Annotated in this window: 20 protein-coding genes and 2 tRNA genes; 15 read left to right on the top strand and 7 right to left on the bottom strand. The window is 67.6% G+C overall.

Going from position 1 to position 22,559, the window contains the following annotated elements; all coding sequences use genetic code 11:
* The first annotated feature begins 180 nt into the window (after window positions 1-180).
* From gyrB to ABD156_RS32085, 5 genes are all read left to right on the top strand, one after another.
* Window positions 181-2,148: a DNA topoisomerase (ATP-hydrolyzing) subunit B gene (gene gyrB, locus ABD156_RS32105; protein WP_344282399.1), complete on the top strand. Its 1,968-nt coding sequence runs from the start codon at window positions 181-183 to the stop codon at window positions 2,146-2,148.
* Between the two features lie 51 nt (window positions 2,149-2,199).
* Window positions 2,200-4,803 (top strand): DNA gyrase subunit A, encoded by a 2,604-nt coding sequence (gene gyrA / locus ABD156_RS32100; RefSeq protein WP_344282396.1) that lies wholly within the window; start codon window positions 2,200-2,202, stop codon window positions 4,801-4,803.
* 35 nt (window positions 4,804-4,838) lie between these two features.
* The gene (locus ABD156_RS32095) at window positions 4,839-5,489 is read left to right on the top strand and encodes a DUF3566 domain-containing protein (RefSeq protein ID WP_344282393.1); all 651 of its coding nucleotides are present in this window, start codon (window positions 4,839-4,841) and stop codon (window positions 5,487-5,489) included.
* 50 nt (window positions 5,490-5,539) lie between these two features.
* Window positions 5,540-5,613, top strand: a tRNA-Ile gene (locus ABD156_RS32090).
* A 92-nt stretch (window positions 5,614-5,705) separates the two neighbouring features.
* Window positions 5,706-7,103, top strand: coding sequence for a hypothetical protein (locus ABD156_RS32085; RefSeq protein WP_344282390.1), 1,398 nt, complete (start codon window positions 5,706-5,708; stop codon window positions 7,101-7,103).
* Here ABD156_RS32085 and ABD156_RS32080 read toward each other — a convergent pair whose 3' ends face one another.
* Complete coding sequence (locus ABD156_RS32080; protein WP_344282387.1) at window positions 7,104-7,718, bottom strand: DinB family protein; 615 nt, start codon at window positions 7,716-7,718, stop codon at window positions 7,104-7,106.
* A gap of 46 nt (window positions 7,719-7,764) precedes the next feature.
* On the opposite strand from ABD156_RS32080, the gene ABD156_RS32075 reads away from it, so the two are divergent.
* From ABD156_RS32075 to ABD156_RS32060, 4 genes are all read left to right on the top strand, one after another.
* On the top strand, window positions 7,765-8,535 hold the full coding sequence (locus tag ABD156_RS32075; protein ID WP_344282384.1) for a phosphotransferase: 771 nt from the start codon (window positions 7,765-7,767) through the stop codon (window positions 8,533-8,535).
* Window positions 8,536-8,692: 157 nt separating this feature from the next.
* Window positions 8,693-8,863 (top strand): DLW-39 family protein, encoded by a 171-nt coding sequence (locus tag ABD156_RS32070; protein ID WP_020663676.1) that lies wholly within the window; start codon window positions 8,693-8,695, stop codon window positions 8,861-8,863.
* A gap of 30 nt (window positions 8,864-8,893) precedes the next feature.
* Window positions 8,894-8,966: transfer RNA gene (locus ABD156_RS32065), tRNA-Ala, on the top strand.
* Window positions 8,967-9,330: 364 nt separating this feature from the next.
* Window positions 9,331-9,984, top strand: a complete 654-nt coding sequence (locus tag ABD156_RS32060) for a hypothetical protein (protein ID WP_344282378.1) — start codon at window positions 9,331-9,333, stop codon at window positions 9,982-9,984.
* Between the two features lie 24 nt (window positions 9,985-10,008).
* Here ABD156_RS32060 and ABD156_RS32055 read toward each other — a convergent pair whose 3' ends face one another.
* Entirely contained in the window at window positions 10,009-11,067 is a 1,059-nt protein-coding gene (locus ABD156_RS32055) for an ankyrin repeat domain-containing protein (RefSeq protein ID WP_344282375.1), read from the bottom strand.
* 43 nt (window positions 11,068-11,110) lie between these two features.
* Entirely contained in the window at window positions 11,111-11,587 is a 477-nt protein-coding gene (locus ABD156_RS32050; RefSeq protein WP_344282372.1) for a MarR family winged helix-turn-helix transcriptional regulator, read from the bottom strand.
* A 55-nt stretch (window positions 11,588-11,642) separates the two neighbouring features.
* On the opposite strand from ABD156_RS32050, the gene ABD156_RS32045 reads away from it, so the two are divergent.
* The 4 genes from ABD156_RS32045 (at window position 11,643) to ABD156_RS32030 (ending at window position 13,860) form a co-directional block, all read left to right on the top strand.
* Window positions 11,643-12,485, top strand: a complete 843-nt coding sequence (locus tag ABD156_RS32045; RefSeq protein ID WP_344282369.1) for an LLM class flavin-dependent oxidoreductase — start codon at window positions 11,643-11,645, stop codon at window positions 12,483-12,485.
* Window positions 12,486-12,564: 79 nt separating this feature from the next.
* Window positions 12,565-12,759, top strand: a complete 195-nt coding sequence (locus tag ABD156_RS32040) for a hypothetical protein (RefSeq protein ID WP_344282366.1) — start codon at window positions 12,565-12,567, stop codon at window positions 12,757-12,759.
* A gap of 127 nt (window positions 12,760-12,886) precedes the next feature.
* Window positions 12,887-13,513: a hypothetical protein gene (locus tag ABD156_RS32035; protein ID WP_344282363.1), complete on the top strand. Its 627-nt coding sequence runs from the start codon at window positions 12,887-12,889 to the stop codon at window positions 13,511-13,513.
* Between the two features lie 182 nt (window positions 13,514-13,695).
* A complete protein-coding gene (locus tag ABD156_RS32030) occupies window positions 13,696-13,860 on the top strand; it encodes a UTRA domain-containing protein (RefSeq protein ID WP_377925996.1) in 165 nt (54 codons plus the stop codon).
* On the opposite strand, the gene ABD156_RS32025 is transcribed toward ABD156_RS32030, so the two are convergent.
* Window positions 13,839-14,483 carry a TetR/AcrR family transcriptional regulator gene (locus tag ABD156_RS32025; RefSeq protein ID WP_344282360.1) on the bottom strand — a complete coding sequence of 215 codons (645 nt, stop codon included), beginning with the start codon at window positions 14,481-14,483 and terminating at the stop codon, window positions 13,839-13,841. The genes ABD156_RS32030 and ABD156_RS32025 overlap by 22 nt on opposite strands.
* An 86-nt stretch (window positions 14,484-14,569) precedes the next feature.
* Between ABD156_RS32025 and ABD156_RS32020 the strand changes: the two genes are divergently transcribed.
* Complete coding sequence (locus ABD156_RS32020) at window positions 14,570-16,624, top strand: HelD family protein (RefSeq protein ID WP_344282357.1); 2,055 nt, start codon at window positions 14,570-14,572, stop codon at window positions 16,622-16,624.
* Here ABD156_RS32020 and ABD156_RS32015 read toward each other — a convergent pair.
* Entirely contained in the window at window positions 16,606-17,805 is a 1,200-nt protein-coding gene (locus tag ABD156_RS32015) for a glycosyltransferase 87 family protein (RefSeq protein ID WP_344282354.1), read from the bottom strand. The genes ABD156_RS32020 and ABD156_RS32015 overlap by 19 nt on opposite strands.
* Before the next feature lie 21 nt (window positions 17,806-17,826).
* Window positions 17,827-18,645 carry an AraC family transcriptional regulator gene (locus ABD156_RS32010; protein WP_344282351.1) on the bottom strand — a complete coding sequence of 273 codons (819 nt, stop codon included), beginning with the start codon at window positions 18,643-18,645 and terminating at the stop codon, window positions 17,827-17,829.
* A 100-nt stretch (window positions 18,646-18,745) separates the two neighbouring features.
* Between ABD156_RS32010 and ABD156_RS32005 the strand changes: the two genes are divergently transcribed.
* The gene (locus tag ABD156_RS32005) at window positions 18,746-20,161 is read left to right on the top strand and encodes an amidase (protein ID WP_344282348.1); all 1,416 of its coding nucleotides are present in this window, start codon (window positions 18,746-18,748) and stop codon (window positions 20,159-20,161) included.
* Here the strand turns inward: ABD156_RS32005 and ABD156_RS32000 are convergent.
* The gene (locus ABD156_RS32000; RefSeq protein WP_344282345.1) at window positions 20,158-22,536 is read right to left on the bottom strand and encodes an ATP-binding cassette domain-containing protein; all 2,379 of its coding nucleotides are present in this window, start codon (window positions 22,534-22,536) and stop codon (window positions 20,158-20,160) included. The genes ABD156_RS32005 and ABD156_RS32000 overlap by 4 nt on opposite strands.
* Between the last annotated feature and the right edge of the window lie 23 nt (window positions 22,537-22,559).

Genomic DNA, 22,559 nt, shown 5'->3' with positions numbered 1-22,559 from the left:
CGGATGAGTTCCCCGAGAACCGGGCCGCGCAGGTTCGGATACGAGATGACTCAACTGAGGGTGATTTCGTCCCTCTGCGACCGGCTCAGCGGTGTCCTAGCCGCATGTGAGCGCGTGCGGCCAAGTACACTGTTGTAGTAGCGGACGTCCGCTCGGGCGAGACGAGGAGAAACAACGCCGGTGACCGAGAACAAGAGCGAGTACAACGCGTCGTCCATCACCGTGCTCGAAGGCCTCGAAGCGGTTCGCAAGCGCCCCGGCATGTACATCGGTTCCACCGGTGAGCGCGGCCTGCACCACCTGGTCCAGGAGGTGGTGGACAACTCCGTGGACGAGGCGATGGCGGGGTACGCCACCAAGGTCGAGGTTACCCTGCTCGCCGACGGCGGGGTGCGGGTAGTCGACGACGGCCGCGGCATCCCGGTCGACATGCACCCCAAGGAGAAGAAGCCGACTCTCGAGGTCGTGCTCACCATCCTGCACGCGGGCGGCAAGTTCGACAGCGACTCGTACGCGGTGTCCGGCGGTCTGCACGGCGTCGGCGTGTCCGTGGTGAACGCGCTGTCGACGAAGCTGCTCGCGGAGATCAAGGTCGGCGGCCGCAGCTGGCGCCAGGAGTACACCAACCAGGTCCCCGGTCCGCTCCAGGACCTCGGCCCGGCCACCGACACCGGCACCACCATCACGTTCTGGGCCGACGGCGGCATCTTCGAGACCACCACCTACAACTTCGAGACCATCTCGCGCCGCCTGCAGGAGATGGCGTTCCTCAACAAGGGCCTCACCCTGTCGCTGCGCGACGAGCGGGTGTCGGACGAGGAGACCGAAGAGGACGCCGCGGGCAAGCCGGCGCGGATCAAGGAAAAGGTCTACTGCTACCCGGGCGGGCTCGAGGACTTCGTCAAGCACATCAACGGCAGCAAGGACCCGATCCACGAGAGCGTCATCTCCTTCGACGCCAAGGGCGCCGGCCTCGAGGTCGAGGTCGCGATGCAGTGGAACACCGGGTTCACGCCGTCGGTGTACACCTTCGCCAACACGATCAACACGCACGAGGGCGGCACGCACGAAGAGGGCTTCCGCGCCGCGCTCACCCGCGTGGTCAACGCGTACGCGCGCGAGAAGAAGCTGCTCAAGGAGAAGGACGCGAACCTGACCGGCGACGACGTGCGCGAGGGCCTCGCCGCGATCGTGTCGATCAAGCTGTCCGAACCGCAGTTCGAGGGCCAGACGAAGACCAAGCTGGGCAACAGCGAGGCCAAGACGTTCGTGCAGCAGCAGTCGAACGAATGGCTCGGCGACTGGTTCGAGCGCAACCCGAGCGAAGCCAAGACGATCATCAACAAGTCGATCTCGTCGGCGCAGGCCCGGCTCGCCGCCCGCAAGGCGCGCGACCTGGTGCGGCGCAAGGGAGCGCTGGAGATCGGCGGTCTTCCCGGCAAGCTCAAGGACTGCCGTTCCAACGACCCCGGCGAGTGCGAGCTCTACATCGTGGAGGGCGACTCGGCGGGCGGTTCGGCCAAGGAAGGCCGCGACTCGATGTACCAGGCGATCCTGCCGATCCGGGGCAAGATCATCAACGTCGAGAAGGCCCGCATCGACCGTGTCCTCAAGAACACCGAGGTCCAGTCGCTGATCACCGCGCTCGGCACCGGCATCCACGACGACTTCGACATCTCGAAGCTGCGCTATCACAAGATCGTGCTGATGGCCGACGCCGACGTCGACGGCCAGCACATCACCACGCTGCTGCTCACCCTGCTGTTCCGCTTCATGACGCCGCTGATCGAGCACGGCCACGTGTTCCTGTCGCGGCCGCCGCTGTACAAGATCAAGTGGCCGCGCTCGGAGCCGGAGTACGCGTACTCGGACAAGGAACGCGACGCGGTCATCCAGGCCGGCGTCGAGTCCGGCCGCCGGCTCCCGAAGGACGACGCGATCCAGCGCTACAAGGGTCTCGGCGAGATGAACGCCGAGGAGCTGTGGGAGACCACGATGGACCCGGCGAACCGGCTGCTCGGGCAGGTCACGCTCGACGACGCGGCGCAGGCCGACGAACTGTTCTCCGTGCTGATGGGCGAGGACGTGGAAGCCCGGCGCTCGTTCATCACGCGCAACGCCAAGGACGTGCGCTTCCTGGACGTGTAGGCGTCCCCTCCTCACTCACTTCCCCAGGACTGCTCACCCGAGAAGGACCCCATGACGGAAACCTTGCCGCCGGAACACGACCGGATCGAACCGGTCGACATCCAGCAGGAGATGCAGCGCTCCTACATCGACTACGCGATGAGCGTCATCGTGTCGCGGGCGCTGCCGGACGTGCGCGACGGCCTCAAGCCGGTGGCGCGCCGGATCCTGTACTCGATGTTCGACTCCGGGTTCCGCCCGGACCGCGGGTACAACAAGTGCTCCCGCGTCGTCGGCGACGTCATGGGCAACTATCACCCGCACGGCGACTCGGCGATCTACGACGCGCTCGTGCGGCTCGCCCAGCCGTGGTCGCTGCGCTACCCGCTGATCGACGGCCAGGGCAACTTCGGCTCGTCGGGCAACGACCCCGCCGCCGCGATGCGGTACACCGAATCCCGCCTCGCGCCGCTCGCGATGCAGATGCTCGCGGACATCGAAGAGGACACCGTCGATTTCCGCGACAACTACGACGGGCGCACGCAAGAGCCCGACGTGCTGCCGTCGCGGTTCCCGAACCTGCTGGTCAACGGCGGTTCCGGGATCGCGGTCGGGATGGCGACGAACATCCCGCCGCACAACCTGCGCGAGGTGTCCGAAGGCGTCGTGTGGGCGCTGGAGAACCCCGAGGCGACCGACGACGAACTGCTCGCCGCGCTGCTCGTGCGGGTCAAGGGCCCGGACTTCCCGACCAAGGCGATGATCCTCGGCACCTCGGGCATCGAGGACGCCTACCGCACCGGCCGCGGTTCGATCCGGATGCGCGCGGTCGTCGAGGTCGAGGAAGACGCCAAGGGCCGCACGATCCTCGTCGTGTCCGAGCTGCCGTACCAGGTCAACCCGGACAACCTGGTGGAGAACATCGCGCACCTGGTGCGCGACGGCAAGATCACCGGGATCTCGGACATCGCGGACGAGTCCAACAGCCGCTCCGGCATGCGGATCGTCGTCACGATCAAGCGCGACGCGGTGGCGAAGGTGGTGCTGAACAACCTGTTCAAGCACACCCAGCTGCAGCAGAACTTCGGCGTCAACATGCTGGCGCTGGTCGACGACGTGCCGCGCACGCTGCGGCTCGACCAGATCATCCGGCACTACGTGAAGCACCAGGTCGACGTGATCGTGCGGCGCACCCGGTACCGGCTGCGCAAGGCCGAGGAACGGGCCCACATCCTGCGCGGCCTGGTCAAGGCGCTCGACATGCTGGACGAGGTGATCGCCCTGATCCGGCGCTCGCCGTCGGCCGACGAGGCCCGGCCGGGCCTGATGTCGCTGCTCGAGATCGACGAGATCCAGGCGACCGCGATCCTGGACATGCAGCTGCGCCGGCTGGCCGCGCTGGAACGCCAGCGGATCATCGACACCCTGGCCGAGATCGAGCTGGAGATCGCCGACCTCAAGGACATCCTCGCGAAGCCCGAGCGGCAGCGGTCGATCATCCGCGACGAGCTGATGGAGATCGTCGACAAGTACGGCGACGAGCGGCGCACGCAGATCATCCCGTTCGACGGCGACGTGTCGGTCGAGGACCTGATCGCGCAGGAAGACGTCGTCGTCACCATCACCCGCACGGGCTACGCCAAGCGGACGAAAACCGATCTGTACCGCTCGCAGAAGCGCGGCGGCAAGGGCGTGCAGGGCGCGACGCTGAAGCAGGACGACATCGTCCAGCACTTCTTCGTGTGCTCCACGCACGACTGGATCTTGTTCTTCACGAACAAGGGCCGGGTGTACCGGGCGAAGGCCTACGACCTGCCCGAGGCCAACCGCAACGCGCGCGGCCAGCACGTGGCGAACCTGCTCGCGTTCCAGCCGGACGAGCAGATCGCCCAGGTCATCGAGATCCCGAACTACGAGGTCGCGCCGTACCTGGTGCTCGCCACGCAGCGCGGTCTGGTGAAGAAGACGAAGCTCACCGATTTCGACTCCAACCGCGCGGGCGGGCTCATCGCGATCAACCTGCGCGAGGGCGACGAGCTGATGGGCGCGGTGCTGGCCGCGGCCGAGGACGACCTGCTGCTGGTGTCCGCGGGCGGCCAGTCGATCCGCTTCCACGCGACCGACGAGGCGCTGCGCCCGATGGGGCGGCCGACCTCGGGCGTGCTGGGCATGCGGTTCAACGAGGGTGACGAACTGCTCGGCATCAGCGTGGTCAAACCGGACAAGTTCCTGCTGGTCGCCACGGACGGCGCGTATGCGAAGCGGACGCCGATCGAGGACTATCCGGTACAGGGCCGCGGCGGCAAGGGCGTGCTCACCATTCAGCACGACAGCAAACGTGGCAGGCTGGTGGGGGCACTCATCGTCGACGAGGACGACGAGCTGTTCGCCATCACGTCCAGCGGCGGGGTCATCCGCACGCCGGCGCGGGACGTGCGCAAGGCGGGCAGGCAGACCAAGGGCGTTCGGCTGATGAACCTGGGTGACGGAACCACTCTTCTCGCGGTCGCACGCAACGCGGACGAGGGTTCGGACGTCGCCAATGGTGGCGAGGACTCCGCCGAGGACGGTTCCGAGGTTTCGGAAGTTATCGCTTCCGAGACGGTTTCGGAGGAAGCGGCCGAGGCTACGCCAGAGGAGCCCACAGCAGAAGACGGCACGGCGCCGGAGCAGTGATCGGCGCCCCACGCACGGGTAAGGACTGACTCAACGTGGCACCATCCGACAAGGCCGACGACGCGTCGGCCAACCCGCCCTGGCAGCGCACCGCCAAGGACGGCGGCGGCGACTCCGAGGCCATGGCCACGGCGCGGATCGCGACCGAGGACGTGCCCACCGCGGCTCCCGAACCGGCCGCGGCCGAGAACGACTACCCGGTGACCGGCTCGGCGGCGCCCCGGCTCTTCGGAGGCGAGGCACCGCCGCCGGCGGACGACGTGCCGCCCGCGGGCCGCACCCGGCCGACGCCGAGCGCGCTGCGCCGTCCCGGCCGGGGCCCGCGGCGGGCGAGCCTGCAGATCAAGCGGTTCGACCCGTGGTCGGTGCTGAAGCTGGCGCTGGTGCTCGGCGTCGCGATGTTCTTCGTGTGGCTGGTCGCGGTCGGCGTGCTCTACACCGTGCTCGACGGCATGGGTGTGTGGGACAAGCTGAACGGCACGTATTCGTCCCTGGTCGGCGGCGAGGGCGCGAACGCGTCCCCGGAACCGCTGATCAGCGCCGGTCGCGTGTTCGGCATCGCGGCGATCCTCGGGGCGATCAACATCGTGCTGGTGTCCGCGCTGGCCACGGTGAGCGCGTTCATCTACAACGTGTCGGCGGACCTCGCGGGCGGGCTGGAAGTCACCCTGTCCGAGCGAGAGTAACCCGGTTGCACGAGCGGATGAGGGGTCCGGTAAAGTACTCCTCGTTCGACGGGCCCATAGCTCAGGCGGTTAGAGCGCTTCGCTGATAACGAAGAGGTCCCAGGTTCAAGTCCTGGTGGGCCCACATTTCCCAGAAGGCCGGTTCGCAGCTCCTGCGGACCGGCCTTCTGGTATTTCGGATGACTGACCGGCGGTGCGGTCGCCAGAATCAGCCGTATGCAGACTCCGGCGGAGATCCTTTATCGGCTGAGCCTCGGCGTGGTCGCCGCGCAGTGGGACGACCGCGAAGGCTTGGCCGAAACCTCAGCGTGGTTCGAGTCGGCGACCGCGCGCGAGATGCTGCGGATCGACTGCTACTCCCGCCAGTCCCGCTCCGAGGAACCGGTGATGGGGCGGGTGACGGACCGGAAGCTGAAGCGCGCTCCGCTGGTCGCGCTGGTGCTGGCTTCGATGCATCGCAACGGGCGCCTGCGGGAGCGGGCGGTCCGGCTGTTGTGCTCCTCGGACAGTGCGTTGAGCGACCGGGCGCTGGCGGTCCGGGTTGCCGACTACGCCGAGGCGGTCCGGGAACTGGCCGAACAAGAGGTGCTGCGGCGGACGACGTTGGCGCAGGCGGAGCGGATCATGCCGCTGCTGCAGCGGATTTCGCAGCGCTGGCGGGGTTCGGAAGTTTTCGCGCGCTATCTGCGTGCGCTGACCGCCGTGCACGGCGAGGCGACAGTGTGGGCGTGCTTGCGAAACTCCGAGGGCTTTGAGGTCCGGCGGGCGGCGTTCCGGCACAGCTTCGAGTCCGGATTGCTCGGCTTGCCGGACGCGGTCCGGTTGCTGCCCCGGGAACGGGACCAGATCGTCCGGCGGCAGTTGATCGGGATCGTCGCGGAATCGGCGGCGCCGGACGTCATCGCCGAGTTGCTGCTTCGCGGGCGGTCCGCGGAGAGCCGGGTGCTGGGGTTGGTGAAGCTGACCGCGGCGCAGCTCGATCCGGTTGAGGTGGAACGACTTCTGGTCGACCGGTCGGTGCTGGTGCGGTTGTGGGCGCGGCTGCGCTGGCGGGAAATGGGACGGGACCCGGTCGAGGTTTACGCGGCGGTCGCCCGTTCCGCTGCCAAGCCGGCGGTGCGGGCTCGGGCTTACGTCGGGCTCGCGGAGGCTGGGACTGAGCTGGACCGTTCGGAGATCGTCGGTCTCGCGCGGAGCGCGGACTTGCCGTTGAAGAAGGTCGGGTTGTCGTTGCTGCGGGGCAAGGCGATCGCTTCGGAAGTGCCGTGGCTGTTGCGGGAAATGACCGGCGAGCACTCGCGCGTGGCCCGGTTGGCGGGGGAAGTGCTCAGCAGCAGTCCGCAGCTGTGGTCGCCGGCGGATTTGGCTGTGTTGAAGGGTTCTCCGGAGACAGTGCTTCGGCGTCGGGGATGGGGGCTGCACCGCGGTCGCGGCGGATGGGAGGCGGTGATCGCCGACCTGGAGTTCGGGGAGGTTCGGGGCAGGCTGGCGCTGCCGATGTACTTCCAGCCGACCGACGTGCAGCGGCAACGGATCGTGGACCTGCTCAGCACGCTTTCCCTTGACCGGCACAAGGTTTCGGAGATCGCGTTCGCCGCGGGGATTCCGGGGTGATCAGCGGGTCTGCCGGTACAGGTCGCGCAGCAGGGCGATTTCCGCGCCGTGGTGCAGGACTTCCTGGTTGACCCACCAGACGATCTCGAGGAAGGGGCTTTCGGCGTCGCTGCCGTGCGGGTAGGTGCAGTAGCCGACGGTGTCCAGCGCGGCGTCGTCGATGGTCAGCAAGGCTTCGCGCCAGGCTGTCGCACCGGCGTCGAAAGCGGCGACGGCGGCCGTGACGTCGCCGGCGATCGGGTAGTCGTCGCGGGTTTTGGTGTGCGTGCCCGAGGTGTGGTCGGCGCGGAGGGCGAGCATTTCGCTGAGATGGCTGAGCCGCCAGGCGATGGTGGTGAACGGCGGTGGCACCGGTTGCGGGTACGGCGCGGCGTCGCGGCCCCACTCGCCGGTGCCGGCCAGGTGCGTCGCGCGCGGTCCGGGTCCGTCGGCGCGGCGGCGCACCGACCAGTGCCCGGGGACCGGCGGCCAGTGGTATTCGGCGTCGGTCATCGGGCTGACCGGTATTTCGGAGCCGTCGCCGCTGTCCAGGAACGAACCGGTGAGGCGGTTCGCGAGGCGGGTGCGGGCGAAGTCGAACTGGTCGAGCAGCGGTGCCAAACGGGGTGGCGGCACGGAAAACTCCCTGGGCCGATGCCGGGAAGACCTGGTTCAGTGTGGCATGGCCGGCGAGGATCTGGGCGAGGGTTGGGACAGCGTCGCGACGCTTGTCGACGGGCGATGGGTCGAGCGGCGACCCAAACGGGACGAGGTACGCGCTTGGCTGCTGCGGGAGACGACGGTGTTGCCGTGGCTGGCTCCGCAGCTGCCGTTGCCAGTGCCGATTCCCGTTGTGTGGCAGGAAAATCCGTTGGTCGTACGGCGCGAGCTGGTGCCCGGCGAGCCGGGCGAACTGACCGCGGACGACGGCGGAGCGCTCGGTCGGTTCCTCCGCGCTTTGCACAGCGCGGACGTACCCAAGGCGCGCGAACTTGGTGCTGTGCCGGAAGATCTGGCCCTCGACGCTGTCCCGCCCTTGCTTGGTCCGCTGGCTGATCGCGCTCGTGCTTTGCTGGCGGAGGTCGAGGATTATCCAGCAGACACAGTGGTGCACGGAGACGTCGGGCCCGAGCACGTGCTCAAGCAGGACGGCCGGGTGAGCGGCGTGATCGACTGGTCCGACGTCTCGATCGGCGACCCCGCGCGGGACCTGGCGTGGCTGCTGTTCGGGACGTCGGCGGAGTGCGTCGCGGCGTTCTCCGCGGAGTACGAGGTCACGCCCGAACTGCGCCGGCGCGCGTGGGCGTGGAACCAGCTGGGCCCGTGGTACGAGGTGACGTACGGCTTGGAGAACGACCGCCCTGACCTGGTCGAATCGGGCCTCGCCGGCACCCGCGCGCGGCTCGTGGAGACGAGTCAGCCCTGCCGGGAAGAGAAGGACCGGCAGGGCTGAGTGATGCGCGGCCACGAGGACCGTCGGGTTCAACGGACCGATCACTCCGGATATTCCCGGTGTTCCACGTGGAACGAGAGACGGAACCGCCGGACGGGACGCGCGGCGGGTCCGGTAGCATCGTGGGGTAGCGCAAGCACTCAGAAGGGGGCTTCAGGTGAAGAAGCTGTTGGCACTCGCGGTCGTCGCGGGCGGCGTCCTGTTCGTCGTCAAGCGGAACAAGGCCGCCAAGGCCGAGGCTGACCTGTGGCGTGAGGCCACCACGCCTGCCGCCCCGTCGGCGAACGGCAGCGCGCCGGCCAAGGCCGCGGACGCCTCGCGCAACTGACGTCATGCTTCGCGGACCTCGGTCCGCACCGGGCCTGTAGCTCAATTGGTAGAGCACCGCCTTTGCAAGGCGGGGGTCAGGGGTTCGATTCCCCTCAGGTCCACTTCGGGATCCCCGTTCGGCCAGCGCCGAGCGGGGATTGTTGCGTTCGAGGGGCGCTACGGAAGCTGCTTCAACCGGTCGATGATCTTCAGGACGGCACCGCCGAACACCTGGTTGAGCGTGGGTGGCAGGTCGCGTGGTTGGCGTAGGTCGCGCCGTCCGCGTTGTCGTACGTCTCGACGCGAGCCGTCAATTCGTCCTGTTTGGCCTTGTCGCCGGTGTCGGCGCTCAGCTCCCTTGGCTGTACCGGAGCTAGCTTTGCCCGCGACCGCGGTGCTGCATCCGGCCGCTGGCTTGACTTCAACCTACCTTGAAGTTTCATCCTTCGGGAGTTATCGCTGAACTCGAAGGGATACCGAAGATTCATGACTGCCAACCAAGTCGCGCGTCCTGACCTTGCCCGCCAGGATGTTGGCACTGTACTGGTCGCCGAGACAGCCGTCGGTGCGGCGAACGTGCTTGCGGAGCTGGAAAACGAGCCGTGGCCTGCGGGGATGATTTCGTTCAGTGCGTTGGACAGTACCGACGGCGAGGCGTCGCTGATCTACACCCAGTGGGCGGAGGGAACAGCCAACCCCGGGTTCGTGGGTCGGGTTTCTGGAGGTGATCCCGTTGAGTACCGGTTGTACCGCAGCGGAATTCGGGAGGATTCGGCGGTTCCGGGGTGCATTGTCGTCGTGAGTGTCGAGTTCGACGGTGCTGACGCGCGGCGGCAGCGGCGTTGGGTGGACACCGTGTTCGGCGCGTTGGGCAGTGAAGAAACGCCTGCGCCTGGCGGGATCTCCGGGCACTTCCATGTCAGCACCGACGGGACTCGGGTGCTCAACTATGCGGAGTGGACTGACGAACAGTCGCATCGAGACGCGTTGGCGCTGTCCGGCCGGGGGACGGTCGGGGTGTCTGACGAGTGGCGAAAGGTGCAGGAGTTTCCGGGAGTGCGCGGCAGCGGGTTCCGGCGATATCGGATGGTGCGCAGTCTTTCGCTGGGGCTGTCCGCGAAGGAATCAACCGTCGCATAGCTTTCTCTGTGCGGGGCTGTCCGGCTAACGGCCGTAGTTGGGCGAAGTCATCGGCAACGGGGTCGAGTTGAGCCGGACCCAGGCGACCGCGAGTTTGGACAGCCGGGCCAGTTCTTCGTCGGTTCCGTTGCCGGAGCGGGTGCGCTTGGTGAGGGCCTGTGCTTCGTGAAGTTCAGGCAGCGGGGTGCCCGACGCGAGGTAGCCGGGGAGTGCGTCGATCATGGCGCGGAAGGATCGGTCCCAGTTCACGCTGCCGTTGTCGAGGATCTCGCGAGCGACTTTTCCGGTTACGCGGATCGCTTCTCCCTGCACGGTTTCCGCCGCGCCCGAGGACGGGACGAGCAGTTCCCACAGCTGCTGGTGCTGTTTCTGCCAGGTGCCGTCGGGCACCGTGATCGGGGAGGTTCCGTCGTGGATCAGCCGCGGTGGGACCGGTTCGACGTCGAATAAGCGGTACAACTCCTGCAGCCCGGCGTCGGTCGCGTCGAGGAGGTCGCGGTTGAAACCCTTGCGGTGGAACTCGAAGGTGGTGCCGATCCGGCGGACCAGATCTCGCGCTACGTCCGTTACGGGTGCGCCGGCTTGAAGGAGAAGCGCGGCAGTTTCTGCCATGTCCGCGATCCCGATGTTCTCGGTGTGCCGCAGGCCGAACAGGAGTGGCGTGAGGTTTGGCTTGCCGTCGATCGTGGCGTGGACATTCGCGCCGTGTTCGATCAGTACTCGCACTGTTTCCGGTCGCTGTCGGCTGGCCGCGCCGTGCAGTGGGGTGCCGTTGTGGCCTCGTCGTCGTTCGAGGTCAGCGCCGAGGGAAAGAAGCAGCGGGATCTGTGCTGCTTCGCCTCTCGCGGCCCGTGTCCACAGTGGAGTTTCGTCGTACTGGTTGGCCGCGTCCACGTCGAGGCCCTGGTCGACTAGCCAGACGATGAGTTCGTCCGGGCAGTCGACGTATCCGATCGCCGTTTCCTTGCCGTATCCGCCGCGAGCGTCCAGTTCGGTGCGGCCGAACACTGCCTGGAGCTCGGCGAGCGACGCGGACGTCAGCATCTCGCCGAAGTTCTTCGGCAGCGTCTTTCGCTTACGCATCAGCGGTTTCTCCTTGACGTCCGGGGAGACGCCAGCTTAGTGATCAGGAGGGCAGTTCGGATTTCAATCGGTGCTGCAGTTCGATGAGCGTCTGCCGGGCCAATTCCAGCCGTTCCAGGTCTAGGCCATCGGTGGTGCGCAGGGCCAGGTCGTCGTACGCCGCTTGCATTCGGTGCAAAGCGGCGCGGCCGGTCGAGGTGACTTCGAGCAGTTTGGCGCGTTGGTGCGCGGGGTTCGGACGGTAGCTGGCCAGGTCGTCGTCGACCAGTAGGTCCGCGACTCGTTGGACGCTTTGTCTCGTGTGGCCTAACTGCGTGGCGATGGTCCCGACCGGAGCGGGTTCCTCTTCGACCGCGGCCAGCACTTGGTACCGCGCGACGCTCAGGCCGGTGGGGCGGGCGATGCCGTTGCCGACTGCTTCCAGGATGTCGGAGAGTCGGATGACCTCGTCCATCAGGTCGTTGTAGGCGTCGCAGGCCTTCTTGACAGCATGCTGTCGTATCGCTAGCTTGTCGGACATGACAGCATGCTGTCATTTAGCGCTGAGTCAGGCAACAGCTCGAGAGGATCATCTGGTGCGGATCGGCATAGGACTTCCGAATCAAGTGCGCGACGTCGACCCCACGGTCGTGCCGCGGTGGGCGGTGCGGGCGGAGGAGGCGGGCTTTTCCTCGCTGGCGACGATCGGCCGGTACGCGTATCCGGGGGTGAGCGACACGGTTTCGCTGGCGGCCGCTGCTGGGGCGACCGAGCGGATCGGGCTGCTCAGCGGCGTGTTGCTCGCGCCGACGTGGCCGGCCGCGTTGCTGGCCAAGGAAATCGCGAGTATCGACGGCGTTTCCGGGCATCGGCTGACGTTCGGCGTCGGCGTGGGGCTTCGGGAGGAGGAGTTCACCGTGCCGGGGCTTGGGGCGCGTGGCCGCGGTGCGCGGTTCGATGCTGACCTGGAGATTTACCGCGAAGTGTGGGGTGGCAAACCGGTCGGGGAGAACGCGGCGGTACCGAGCGGGACGCGTCAGGTGCCGATGTTGTTCGGCGGCTATACCGAGCAGGCGTTGCAGCGAATGGTGCGATGGGGCACGGGTTACATCGCCGGTTCGGGCTCGGTGGCGGCCAGCGCGCCTCGGTTCGCGGCGGCGAAACGTGCCTGGAGCGAGGGTGGTCGGGACGGGGTGCCGCGGCTGGTTTCGTTGGCCTACTTCGTGTTGGGGGACGTCGACGCTGGCTTGGCGAATGTGCGGGACTTCTATCGGTTGGCTCCGAAGGAAGTCGCGGACAGCGTGGTGCCTTGCTCGTCTCCGGAGCTGGTGCGGAAGTCTATTGCGGATTTCGCTGAGCTGGGCGCGGACGAGCTGATTCTTGTGCCGGTGACGGATGACGTGGACGAGGTCGCTCGCTTGGCGGACGTCGTCAGCTGAGTATCGTCCCGGAAGATGACTTCGACATCGGGGGCTCATCGGGGACTTCACCGATGCTGCCTGGCATGGCGACCACAGCATGTTCACCGATGAACTGCTGCTCTTTCAGCAGGCGGGGATGCCGTTGCCGGGGGTCGAGATCGATCCGTCGCGGGGGCTCCGGGTCGGCGAGGCGTACCTGACCGCGTTCCTCGACCAGCACCTGCGCGGGGTGCACCAGCCGCTGCTGGACGGCCCGTCGCCGCGGTTCCCTGAAGTGCGCTTTTGGGGCTGAGTTTCCCTGCCGGGGAAGTCCGGCGGAATTTCTTCGCAACCCCCTCCGGCGGTGTGCGTCTCTATAGGCAAAGGGAAAGCCAAGAGCGGGTCAGGGGAGAATTGAAATGCTCATGAAGACTGTCAAATTGGCCACCGTCGGAGCGGCTCTCGGCGCGGTCGCGCTGCTTTCCGCGTGCTCTGGCCAGAATTCGGCAGCCCCGGCGAGCAACCAATCCGCCCCGGTCAACGTCGCGGCGAAGAGCCAAGCGCAGCAACCGAATGCGCCGGTCAAAAAGGGCGGCAGCGGCGGTGGCGGGGCCGGCTCGGAGGACGTTAATTGCAGCACACGCGGCGGAACTGTCGGGCCGCGCAAGGTTGATTTGATCGCGGACGCAACCAAATCCGGTACCGTTGGATGCACTGAGGCGTTCAATGTCATGACCGAATACTTCGACAATATCGACAAGGCCGTCGGATCCAACTACATGCTGACCGTCCAGGGCTGGCAGTGCCTGACCGACACCGGCGCGGAGGGCACGCACGAGATCCGTTGCGCGAAGGACGGTCTCAAGATGCACACGACTCCGCCGAAGGACGAGAACACGCCGGACCCGCAGGAACAGGGCACTGGCTACCACGGTGTTCCGATCGATCCGCCCACGGCGCAGGACCAGGGCACGGGGTACAACGGGATGCCGATTGACCCGCCGACCGCGCAGGACCAGGGGACTGGGTACAACGGCGCGCCGATCGACAATCCGGACCAGAACTGAGCTACGCCGCTGAGGAAGCAGGGCCAGGCCTTCCGGGGCCTGGCCCTTTTCGCGCGCTGGGCAGCAAGGCGAAGATGGGCGCATGGCCGATTTCGTACCGCCCGCCGACGCCATCCATCGCAGCTCCCAGGCCGGACTGTCCCGCGCGGCCCGGGCGGCGAACTGGGGCGCGTTTCTCGCGGATGCCGACCCCGGACGAGGCGGCGATTCTGCACCTCTCCGAAGGAACACCCGTCCTGACGGTCACCCGAATCGCCCGCGACGAGGACGGCCTACCGCTGGAGGTCAACGACATGGTCCTCGCCGCTGACCGCTACCAGGTCTCTTACGAATGGCTCGCAGACTGACCCAGCACCGAACACAGCCCCTCCCGCAACACCCGATAAGCCGCCTCCGCTCGTGCCACAGCGTCCGGGTACGTCTCATCGGCGCTCCGACCACCACGAATCTCCCGGGCATTGTGAAACCCCAAGATCCGCTGCGCCCCGAAGATCTGCGCCGCCACCAGCCGCGCGGTGAACTCGTCCGAGACCCCGCACGAAGCCCGCAGCTCCTCCACCAGCTCCTGCTCCTTCTCCAGCAGGTACGTGGCAAGCCGAGCCAGCAGCGCCGGCGTTGAGTACAGCAGGGTGTGGCACGTGATCGCGTCCGGCGAGTCGTTCAGGCCGGTCAGCGGGTCGCGTTCGGCCAGGCGGTCCAGGAAAGACCGTTCCAAGGCGGACAGGGCCGACACCCCGTCTGGCCGCGCGCGGACGATTTCCGCGGGGCCGTTGTCGTCGGCGAACTGGTGGATGACCAGGTCTTCCTTCGTCGGGAAGTACGCGAACAGCGTCGGCTTCGAGATCTCGGCCGCCGCGGCGATGTCGGCTACCGAGACCCCGTCGAAGCCGGATTCCCGGAACAGCCGCAGCGCCGCCGAGGCGATGGCTTCCCTCGTGCGGCGGCGTTTGCGCTCGCGCAGTCCTGACACGGGCGTCAGCCTAGCCGGAACTCGAACCCGGATAAAAACTTGACTGAGTTGTATATTTAACTTAGTCAATAATCAGGGGGCGGGGAGTGGAACCAGAGATCCGGGCGGAGCGCGAGTATCTCCAGGCCTGTCACGCAGAACTGGACCGCATGCGGGAGGAGATCAAGACCGCGATCGCGACGGGGATGGGCGAGGGCGACGCGGTCGACGACAAGTACTTCAACCACGTCCTCAGGCAGTTTCGCACCGAGATCGCCGAGGAGCTAGCGGATATCGACGAGGCGCCGCTCTTCTTCGGCCGGCTCGACTATCCGCCGGGCGAGGTCTACGAGGCTGCCCGTGGATCGCATACTCGGTCGCCGCGGCATGACCTGGTTTACCTGGGGCGCAGAGGAATCCGCGACGACGATGGCGAACCGCTGGTGATCGATTGGCGGGCGCCGCTCGCCAGGGCGTTTTACGAAGCCGATCACGATCATCCGATGGGCGTGCGGGTGCGGCGCCGGTACGGCTTCGACCAGGCCGGGGTGCTCAGCGCGTTCGAGGACGAGCCGCTCGATCGGCCTGGCTCCTCAGCGAATCGGCTGCTCACCGCCGAAATTGAGCGGCCGAGGCAGGGGCCGATGCGGGACATCGTCGCCACGATTCAGCCGGATCAGATGCGGTTGGTTCGGGCACCGGTCGATCGGACGCTGTGCATTCAGGGCGCGCCGGGGACGGGTAAGACGGCGGTGGGGCTGCATCGGCTCGCGTATCTGCTCTACACCGAGCGGGTGCGGCTGCAGAAGGCCGGCGGGGTCGCGGTGATCGGGCCGAACCGGTCGTTTCTCGCTTACATCGCGGGTGTGCTTCCGGCGCTCGGCGAGGTGGCGGTTTCCCAGGCCACGATTGACGAATTGACCGGGGCGGGGCATCCGGCCGAGCACGTCGACGAGCCGGGGACGGCGCGGATCAAGGGTGACGTCCGGATGGCGGAGGTTGTCCGGAGGCATCTGTGGGCGCGGATCCGGCCGGTCGATCGGACGCTCGAAGTCAAGTATCAGCACCGGACCTGGCGGTTGTATCCCGAGGACATCGCCGAGGAATTGACCGAAATCCTCAGTCGCGGCGCGGATTACAGCGCGGGGCGCGAATTGCTGGCCCAGCGGCTCGCGCATCGGGTCTTGCGCGAGATGGAGCGCTCCGGCGGCACGAGCGCGACGCTGCATCAGCTCCGCCGCAATGCCGCGATCACCAAGGCGGTCCGCGACATGTGGCCTGCGGTTGAGCCTGCGCGGTTGGTCTATGACCTGCTTACGGACCGAGCAAGTCTCGCTGAAGCGGCCGAAGGAATCCTCACCGCCGAGGAGCAGGAAGCGCTAATCCGGCCAAGGCCGCGCAGTCGTAAGGCGATGACCTGGTCAACGCTCGATCTGGCGTTGCTGGACGAGGCCGCGGCGCTGGTCGAGCGTCCGGCGAAACTTGGGCACGTCGTGGTGGACGAGGCCCAGGACCTCAGCCCGATGCATCTGCGGGCGATCGCGCGCAGATTGGCGGGGGCGTGCACGGTTCTCGGCGACGTCGCGCAGGCGACCAGTCCGTCCGCCGTCCGCGAGTGGACCACAGTGCTGACCCATCTTGATAGACCTGGCGGGCGGATCGAGGAACTCACGCACGGCTACCGCGTTCCGGCGGATGTTCTCGATTTCGCGGCTCGGCTGCTTCCGCACATCGCGCCGGAGCTGGGCAGTCCCACGTCGTTCCGACATTCCGCGGATGCCTTGCACCTGACCGAAACGGACGAGACGGTCGCCGCCGCGGCCGACGCTTGTGCCAAGGCGCTCAGCCAAGAAGGGTCGATCGGGCTGTTGGCGGCGGACACGGATGTTCCGGAGTTAAGCCAGGCCCTCGCCGAACGCGGGTTGGACCACGCGGTGCTGGGCACCGAGGGAACCGCGCGGATCACGCTGGCGCCGGTGAGTTTGGCGAAGGGGCTGGAGTACGACACGGTCCTGGTGGTCGAACCGGCGCGCATTGTGGCGGCCGAAGAGCGTGGGCTGCAACGGTTGTACGTCGCGCTCACCCGGGCGGTCAGCACGTTGCACGTCCTCCACGCAGACCGGCTTCCGGAGCCGCTGCTGGCTCAGACCGCGGCGGTCTGACGGCGCGTCGAAGAGAACTGCCAGCCGAGGAATCCCAGCGCCAGCAGCAAATAGCTGTTGCCGATCAGGTGCTCGACAGGGCCCCAGGACAGCTCCAGGTACCCGTTTTTCGGCAGCCACGAATGCGGTGCGATCACGAAAATCGCGGCCACCGCGGCCAAACCGGCGACGGCGATCCGCGTGTGGGCGCGAGCGGCGAACAGCACGATCGCGGGCACGATCCACACCCAGTGGTGGGACCACGAAATCGGCGAACACACCAGGATCGCCGCCGTGTTGAGCAGGAACGCCATCGGCGGGTCGGCACGCAGCATCGCGGGAACGGTCAGCGCGAGCGCGGCCAAAGTCAGCACCGCGACCAGGATCAGCGTCGGAGTGTCCGGAAGTCCGAACCGGTGCACCGCGCCCTGGATGGTCTGGTTCGTCGCGAAAATCGACCCGCTCATCCCGGACGCGCCGGTCAGCCCGCCGCCGAACCAGTACTTCATCGACGCTTCCGGCGCGATCACGAACCCGGCCACGCCGGCGAGCACGAAGGTGACCACCGTGGTCACGACGGCTCGGAAGTCCTTTTTCAGCAGGAAGAACAGCAGAAACCCGGCCGGAGTGATCTTCATGGCGGCGGCAAGACCGAGCAGGACGCCGCGCGGCAGCCGGGTCCGCGGGCCGAGGCAGTCGATGACCACAAGCGCCATCAGGATCAGGTTGATTTGCCCGAACCACAACGTTTCGCGGACCGGTTCGAAGGCCAGCGATCCGGCCCCGACCACCAGCGCGGCCAGCAACGCGGTCCGCCGCCGGGCCTGCGGGCGGACCACGACGTAGACGGTCCCGCAGAGCGCCGCCAGCGAGACGGCGAGCATCAAGATCGCGCCCAGCGGCAACGGCATCGCGGCGAACACCAGGAAGACGACGGCCGCGAACGGCGGGTAGATGAACGGCAGGATCAGCCCGGCGCGGGTCGGCGGGAGCGGGCCGTAGACGTCCTCGCCCTGGGCCAGTGCCCGCGCGCCGGAGCGGTAGATCTCCAGGTCGAGCGGCCACATCGTGCAGACGAGCCAGAGTATCGCCGCCGCCACCGCCACCGAGGCGATGACCAGCGCGAATACCACCCGCCGGCGGCTGCCGACGTCGTCTAGCCACCGGCGCAGCGCGACAGCGGGGGGCCGGAGGGAAGTCACTCCGCGATCATGCCGGTGCGATCACCCGTTCGCGCAGTGGGGGCGGGACCAGGCCACTTCGTCGACCGCGAGCCATGGCGCGTTCGCTGCGGCCGCGGGGGTGACTCCGGCGAAGGCTTTGACCTCGTGGTGCAGGTGCGACTGGTCGACATATCCGCTGTCCGCGGCCACTGAAGCGGGGCTTTCGCCTGCGGCTAGCCGGTGTACCGCGTGGTCGAAACGGACCAGTTGCGCGGCGCGCTTCGGGCTGAGTCCGAGCTGGCCGCGGAACCGGGACCACAGCCGTTTCCGGCTCCATCCGGTCTCGTCGGCCAGCTGCTCGATCCGTACCTGACCGTGGCGCGCGTCCATCCGCTGCCAGGCGAAGGCGACTTCCGGGTCGACAGTGCGACCTGCCTCGTACCGCGCCCCTAAAGAGGCTTCTACCAGCGCAAACCGGTCGTTCCAGGAGCCCAGGGCGCGCAGCCGGTCGGGCAGTTCAGTAGGCCAGACGTCCTCGAGAGACACGACCTCGCCGCTGAGATCCGTCCCGAGCACCGCGTGCGCGACCCCGGGGGACAGCCGGATCTGCATGCATTCGATGTCCTGCCCGCGCACGCGCATCCCCTGCGGAGCGAGCCCGGCGACGACGCTGCCGCGAGCGACGTCGTTGACCAACAGCCGTTCGCGAAGATTGACGAACAGCGTGACCGCCGGATACGGGACCACCCTCAGGTCGACCAGATCGACGGTGTCGCCGACAAACCCGGCCATCTGCACGCCCGGCAGCCGACTCGGGCGGGGCGGCACCGCGATGCCCCACACCGCCGCCCCATCGCGAGCCCACTCGGCTGGTCGCATGCCGCCATCGTAGGAGAAAACCAGCCGCGCGACATTTCTCCAAGACCGGCGACCCTCACCCTGACCAGGCTGAACGAAGGTATCGGAAAGGGGATCCGTCATGGTCAATCCGTTCAGCTCCGCCGTCGAACTCGCCGCCGCCATCCGCGCGAAGGAGGTGAGCCCGGTCGAGGTCGCCGGCTGCTACCTCGACCGCATCGCCGCGCTGGACCCGAAGTTCAACGCCTTCTGCTTCCGCGCAGACGACGAGGTCCGCGCCGCCGCGAAAGCCGCCGCCGACGCGGTGGTCCAGTGCCCGCCGGAGGACCTGCCGCCGTTCCACGGGATTCCGTTGCCGATCAAGGATCTCGCCAACGTCCAAGGCTGGCCGACGACCTACGGCTCGCTGGCCACCGACCGGGCTCCGCAGCCGAAGTCGGATCCGCTGGTGCAGCGGTTCACCGACGCGGGCTTCCTCCCGCTCGGCAAGACCACGACGTCGGAATTCGGCGCGGTGCCGTTCACCGAAAGCGAGGCGCAGGGCATCTCGCGCAACCCGTGGGACCCGGACCGCACGCCTGGCGGTTCGTCCAGCGGGGCCGGGATCTCCGTCATCGCCGGGATGGCCCCGGTCGCGCACGCGGAGGACGGCGGCGGCTCGATCCGCATTCCGGCGTCGTGCACCGGGCTCGTCGGACTCAAGCCGACCCGCGGCCTGATCACGAACGCCGTGGTGGAGGTCGAAGGCTTCGCGACCAGCGGCGTCGTGAGCCGGACGCTCGTCGACACCGCCGCGGTGCTGGACGTCATCGCGCGGCACGACCCCGGCGCGTGGTGGTCGCAGCCGACGCCCACGCGGTCGCTCGCGAAAGCGCTGAACGAAGAACCGCCGACTGGCCTGCGGATCGGTGTCCTCACGACCTCGCTCATCGACGGCATCACCGTCGACCCGGCGTGCCTGACCGCGGTCGACAAAACCCTCCGCGCGTTGGAAGAAGCCGGACACCAGATCGTCGACAAACCGCTTCCGCTGCCCACCTCAGAGGAGCTGATCTCGACGTTCATGAAGGTCTGGAACGTCGCCAGCGCAGGCATCCCGCTGGTCGATCCGGACCGCGTCGAACCGCACAACCGTGCCCAGCGCGAAGCCGCGAAGTCGGTCGATTCCTGGGCTTACGCGGAGAGCGTGCACAAGACCCAGGTGCTGTCGCGTCGCATTGTCGAGGCCTTCACCGACAGCTTCGACCTGCTGGTCACGCCGACCATGGCGTGCCTGCCGCCGAAGGTCGGCGCATGGCGGGCGAGTGGAAATCCGGTGGTGGCCGCGTACCCGATGGGCGTCTTCACGTCGTTGTTCAACGTGACCGGCCAGCCCGCGATCTCGCTTCCGCTGCACCACGACGAGGCCAGCGGCCTGCCGGTCGGCGTCCAGTTGGTCGCCGCGCCCTGGCGGGAAGACCTGTTGTTGCAGGCCTCCCGCACCCTGGAGCAGGCACTTCCCTGGACGGACCGGCGGCCGCCGCTCGATCTCAGCTAGCCGACGTAGGCGGCCAGGTGCTTCCCGGTCAGCGTCCGCTTCTTCTTCACCAGCTCGGCGGGCGTCCCCTCGAAGACCACCTGGCCGCCGTCGTGCCCGGCGCCGGGACCGAGGTCGATGATCCAGTCCGCGTGCGCCATCACGGCCTGGTGGTGCTCGATGACGATCACCGACTTGCCCGATTCGACCAGGTGGTCCAGCAGCCCGAGCAGCTGTTCCACGTCGGCGAGGTGCAGGCCGGTGGTCGGCTCGTCAAGGATGTACACGCCGCCGTTCGACCCCATGTGCGTTGCCAGCTTCAGCCGCTGCCGCTCGCCGCCGGACAGCGTGGTCAGCGGCTGGCCGAGGGTCAGGTATCCGAGCCCGACCTGCTCCATCCGTTCGAGAATCCGGTGCGCGGCCGGGGTTTTCGCGTCGCCGTCGGCGAAGAAGGCGGTGGCCTGCGCGACCGACATCGCGAGCACCTCGCTGATGTCCCGGCCGCCGAAGTGGTACTCCAGCACCGAGGCGTCGAACCGCTTGCCCTCGCAGACCTCGCACGTGGTGGCGACCCCGGCCATCATCCCGAGGTCGGTGTAGATCACGCCGTTGCCGTTGCAGTTCGGGCACGCGCCCTCGGAGTTGGCGCTGAACAGCGCCGGCTTCACGTTGTTGGCCTTGGCGAAAGCCTTGCGGATCGGTTCGAGCAGCCCGGTGTACGTCGCCGGGTTGCTCCGCCGCGAACCGCGGATCGGCGCCTGGTCCACCGATACGACGTCGTCGGACTCCCGGATGGACCCGTGAATCAGCGAGCTCTTGCCCGACCCGGCAACACCGGTGATCACGCACAGGACGCCGAGCGGGATGTCGACGTCGACGTCCTGCAGGTTGTGCGTGTTCGCGCCGCGGATTTCCAGCACGCCCGTGCGCTCCCGCACCGACGGCTTGAGCGACGCGCGGTCGTCCAAGTGCTTGCCCGTCAACGTCTTGCTCGCGCGCAGACCGTCCACAGTGCCCTCGAAACACACCATGCCGCCGTTCGTGCCCGCGCCCGGCCCGAGGTCGACCACGTGGTCGGCGATCGCGATCGCCTCCGGCTTGTGCTCCACGACGAGGACGGTGTTTCCCTTGTCCCGCAACCGGAGCAGCAGGTCATTCATCCGCTGGATGTCGTGCGGGTGCAGGCCGATGGTGGGCTCGTCGAAGACATACGTGACGTCGGTGAGCGACGATCCGAGATGCCGGACCATCTTCACCCGCTGCGCCTCGCCGCCGGACAGCGTGCCCGCCGGCCGGTCCAGCGACAGGTAGCCGAGCCCGATCTCGACAAACGATTCGAGCGTTTCGTGCAGCGACTTCAGCAGTGGCGCGACCGACGGTTCGGACAGCTTCCCGACCCAATCGGCGAGATCGCTGATCTGCATCGCGCACACGTCGGCGATGCTCATCCCGTCGATCTTGGCCGACCGCGCCAGTTCGCTCAGCCGCGTCCCGTCGCATTCCGGGCAGGTCGCGAAGGTGACCGCCCGGTCCACGAACGCGCGGATGTGCGGCTGCATCGCCTCGACGTCCTTGGACAGATACGACTTCTGGATCCTCAGCACCAGACCCTCGTAGGTCATGTTGATGCCTTCGATCTTCATCCGCGTCGGTTCCTTGTACAGGAAGTCCTGCAGCTCGCGCTTGGTGTACTTGCGGATCGGCTTGCTCGGGTCGACCAGGCCGGAACCGGTGTAGAGCCGGTAGTTCCAGCCGCCCGGGGTGTAGCCGGGGATGGTGAGCGCACCGTCGTCGAGCGACTTCGTGTCGTCGTACAGCTGGGCGAGGTCGATGTCGTTGATCGAACCGCGGCCCTCGCAACGCGGGCACATGCCGCCGGTGATGCTGAAGCTGCGCCGCTCCTTGATCTCCTTCCCGGCGCGCCGCACGGTGACCGCGCCCGCGCCGCTGACCGACGCGACGTTGAACGAGAACGCCTGCGAAGACCCGATGTGCGGCACGGCGAGCCTGCTGAACAGGATCCGCAGCATCGCGTTGGCGTCGGTGGCGGTGCCGACCGTCGAGCGCGGATCGGCCCCCATCCGCTGCTGGTCGACGATGATCGCGGTGGTCAGCCCGTCGAGCACGTCGACCTCGGGCCGGGCCAGCGTGGGCATGAAGCCCTGCACGAAACTGCTGTAGGTCTCGTTGATCAGCCGCTGCGATTCCGCCGCGATGGTGCTGAACACCAGCGAGCTTTTGCCCGAGCCGGACACCCCGGTGAACACCGTCAACCGGCGCTTCGGGAGTTCGACGCTGACGTCCTTGAGGTTGTTCACGCGGGCGCCCTGCACGCGGATCAGGTCATGGCTGTCTGCGGCGTGCTCCGGCGCGGGCTTCCCCTTGGCCTTCGTCATCGTCTCTCCTTGTTTCTTCCCCA

The organism is Amycolatopsis albidoflavus (assembly GCF_039525725.1).
GTDB lineage: Bacteria > Actinomycetota > Actinomycetes > Mycobacteriales > Pseudonocardiaceae > Amycolatopsis > Amycolatopsis albidoflava.
The sequence above is the reverse complement of the archived record's forward strand: the minus strand, read 5'-3'. Positions and strand labels throughout refer to the sequence as shown.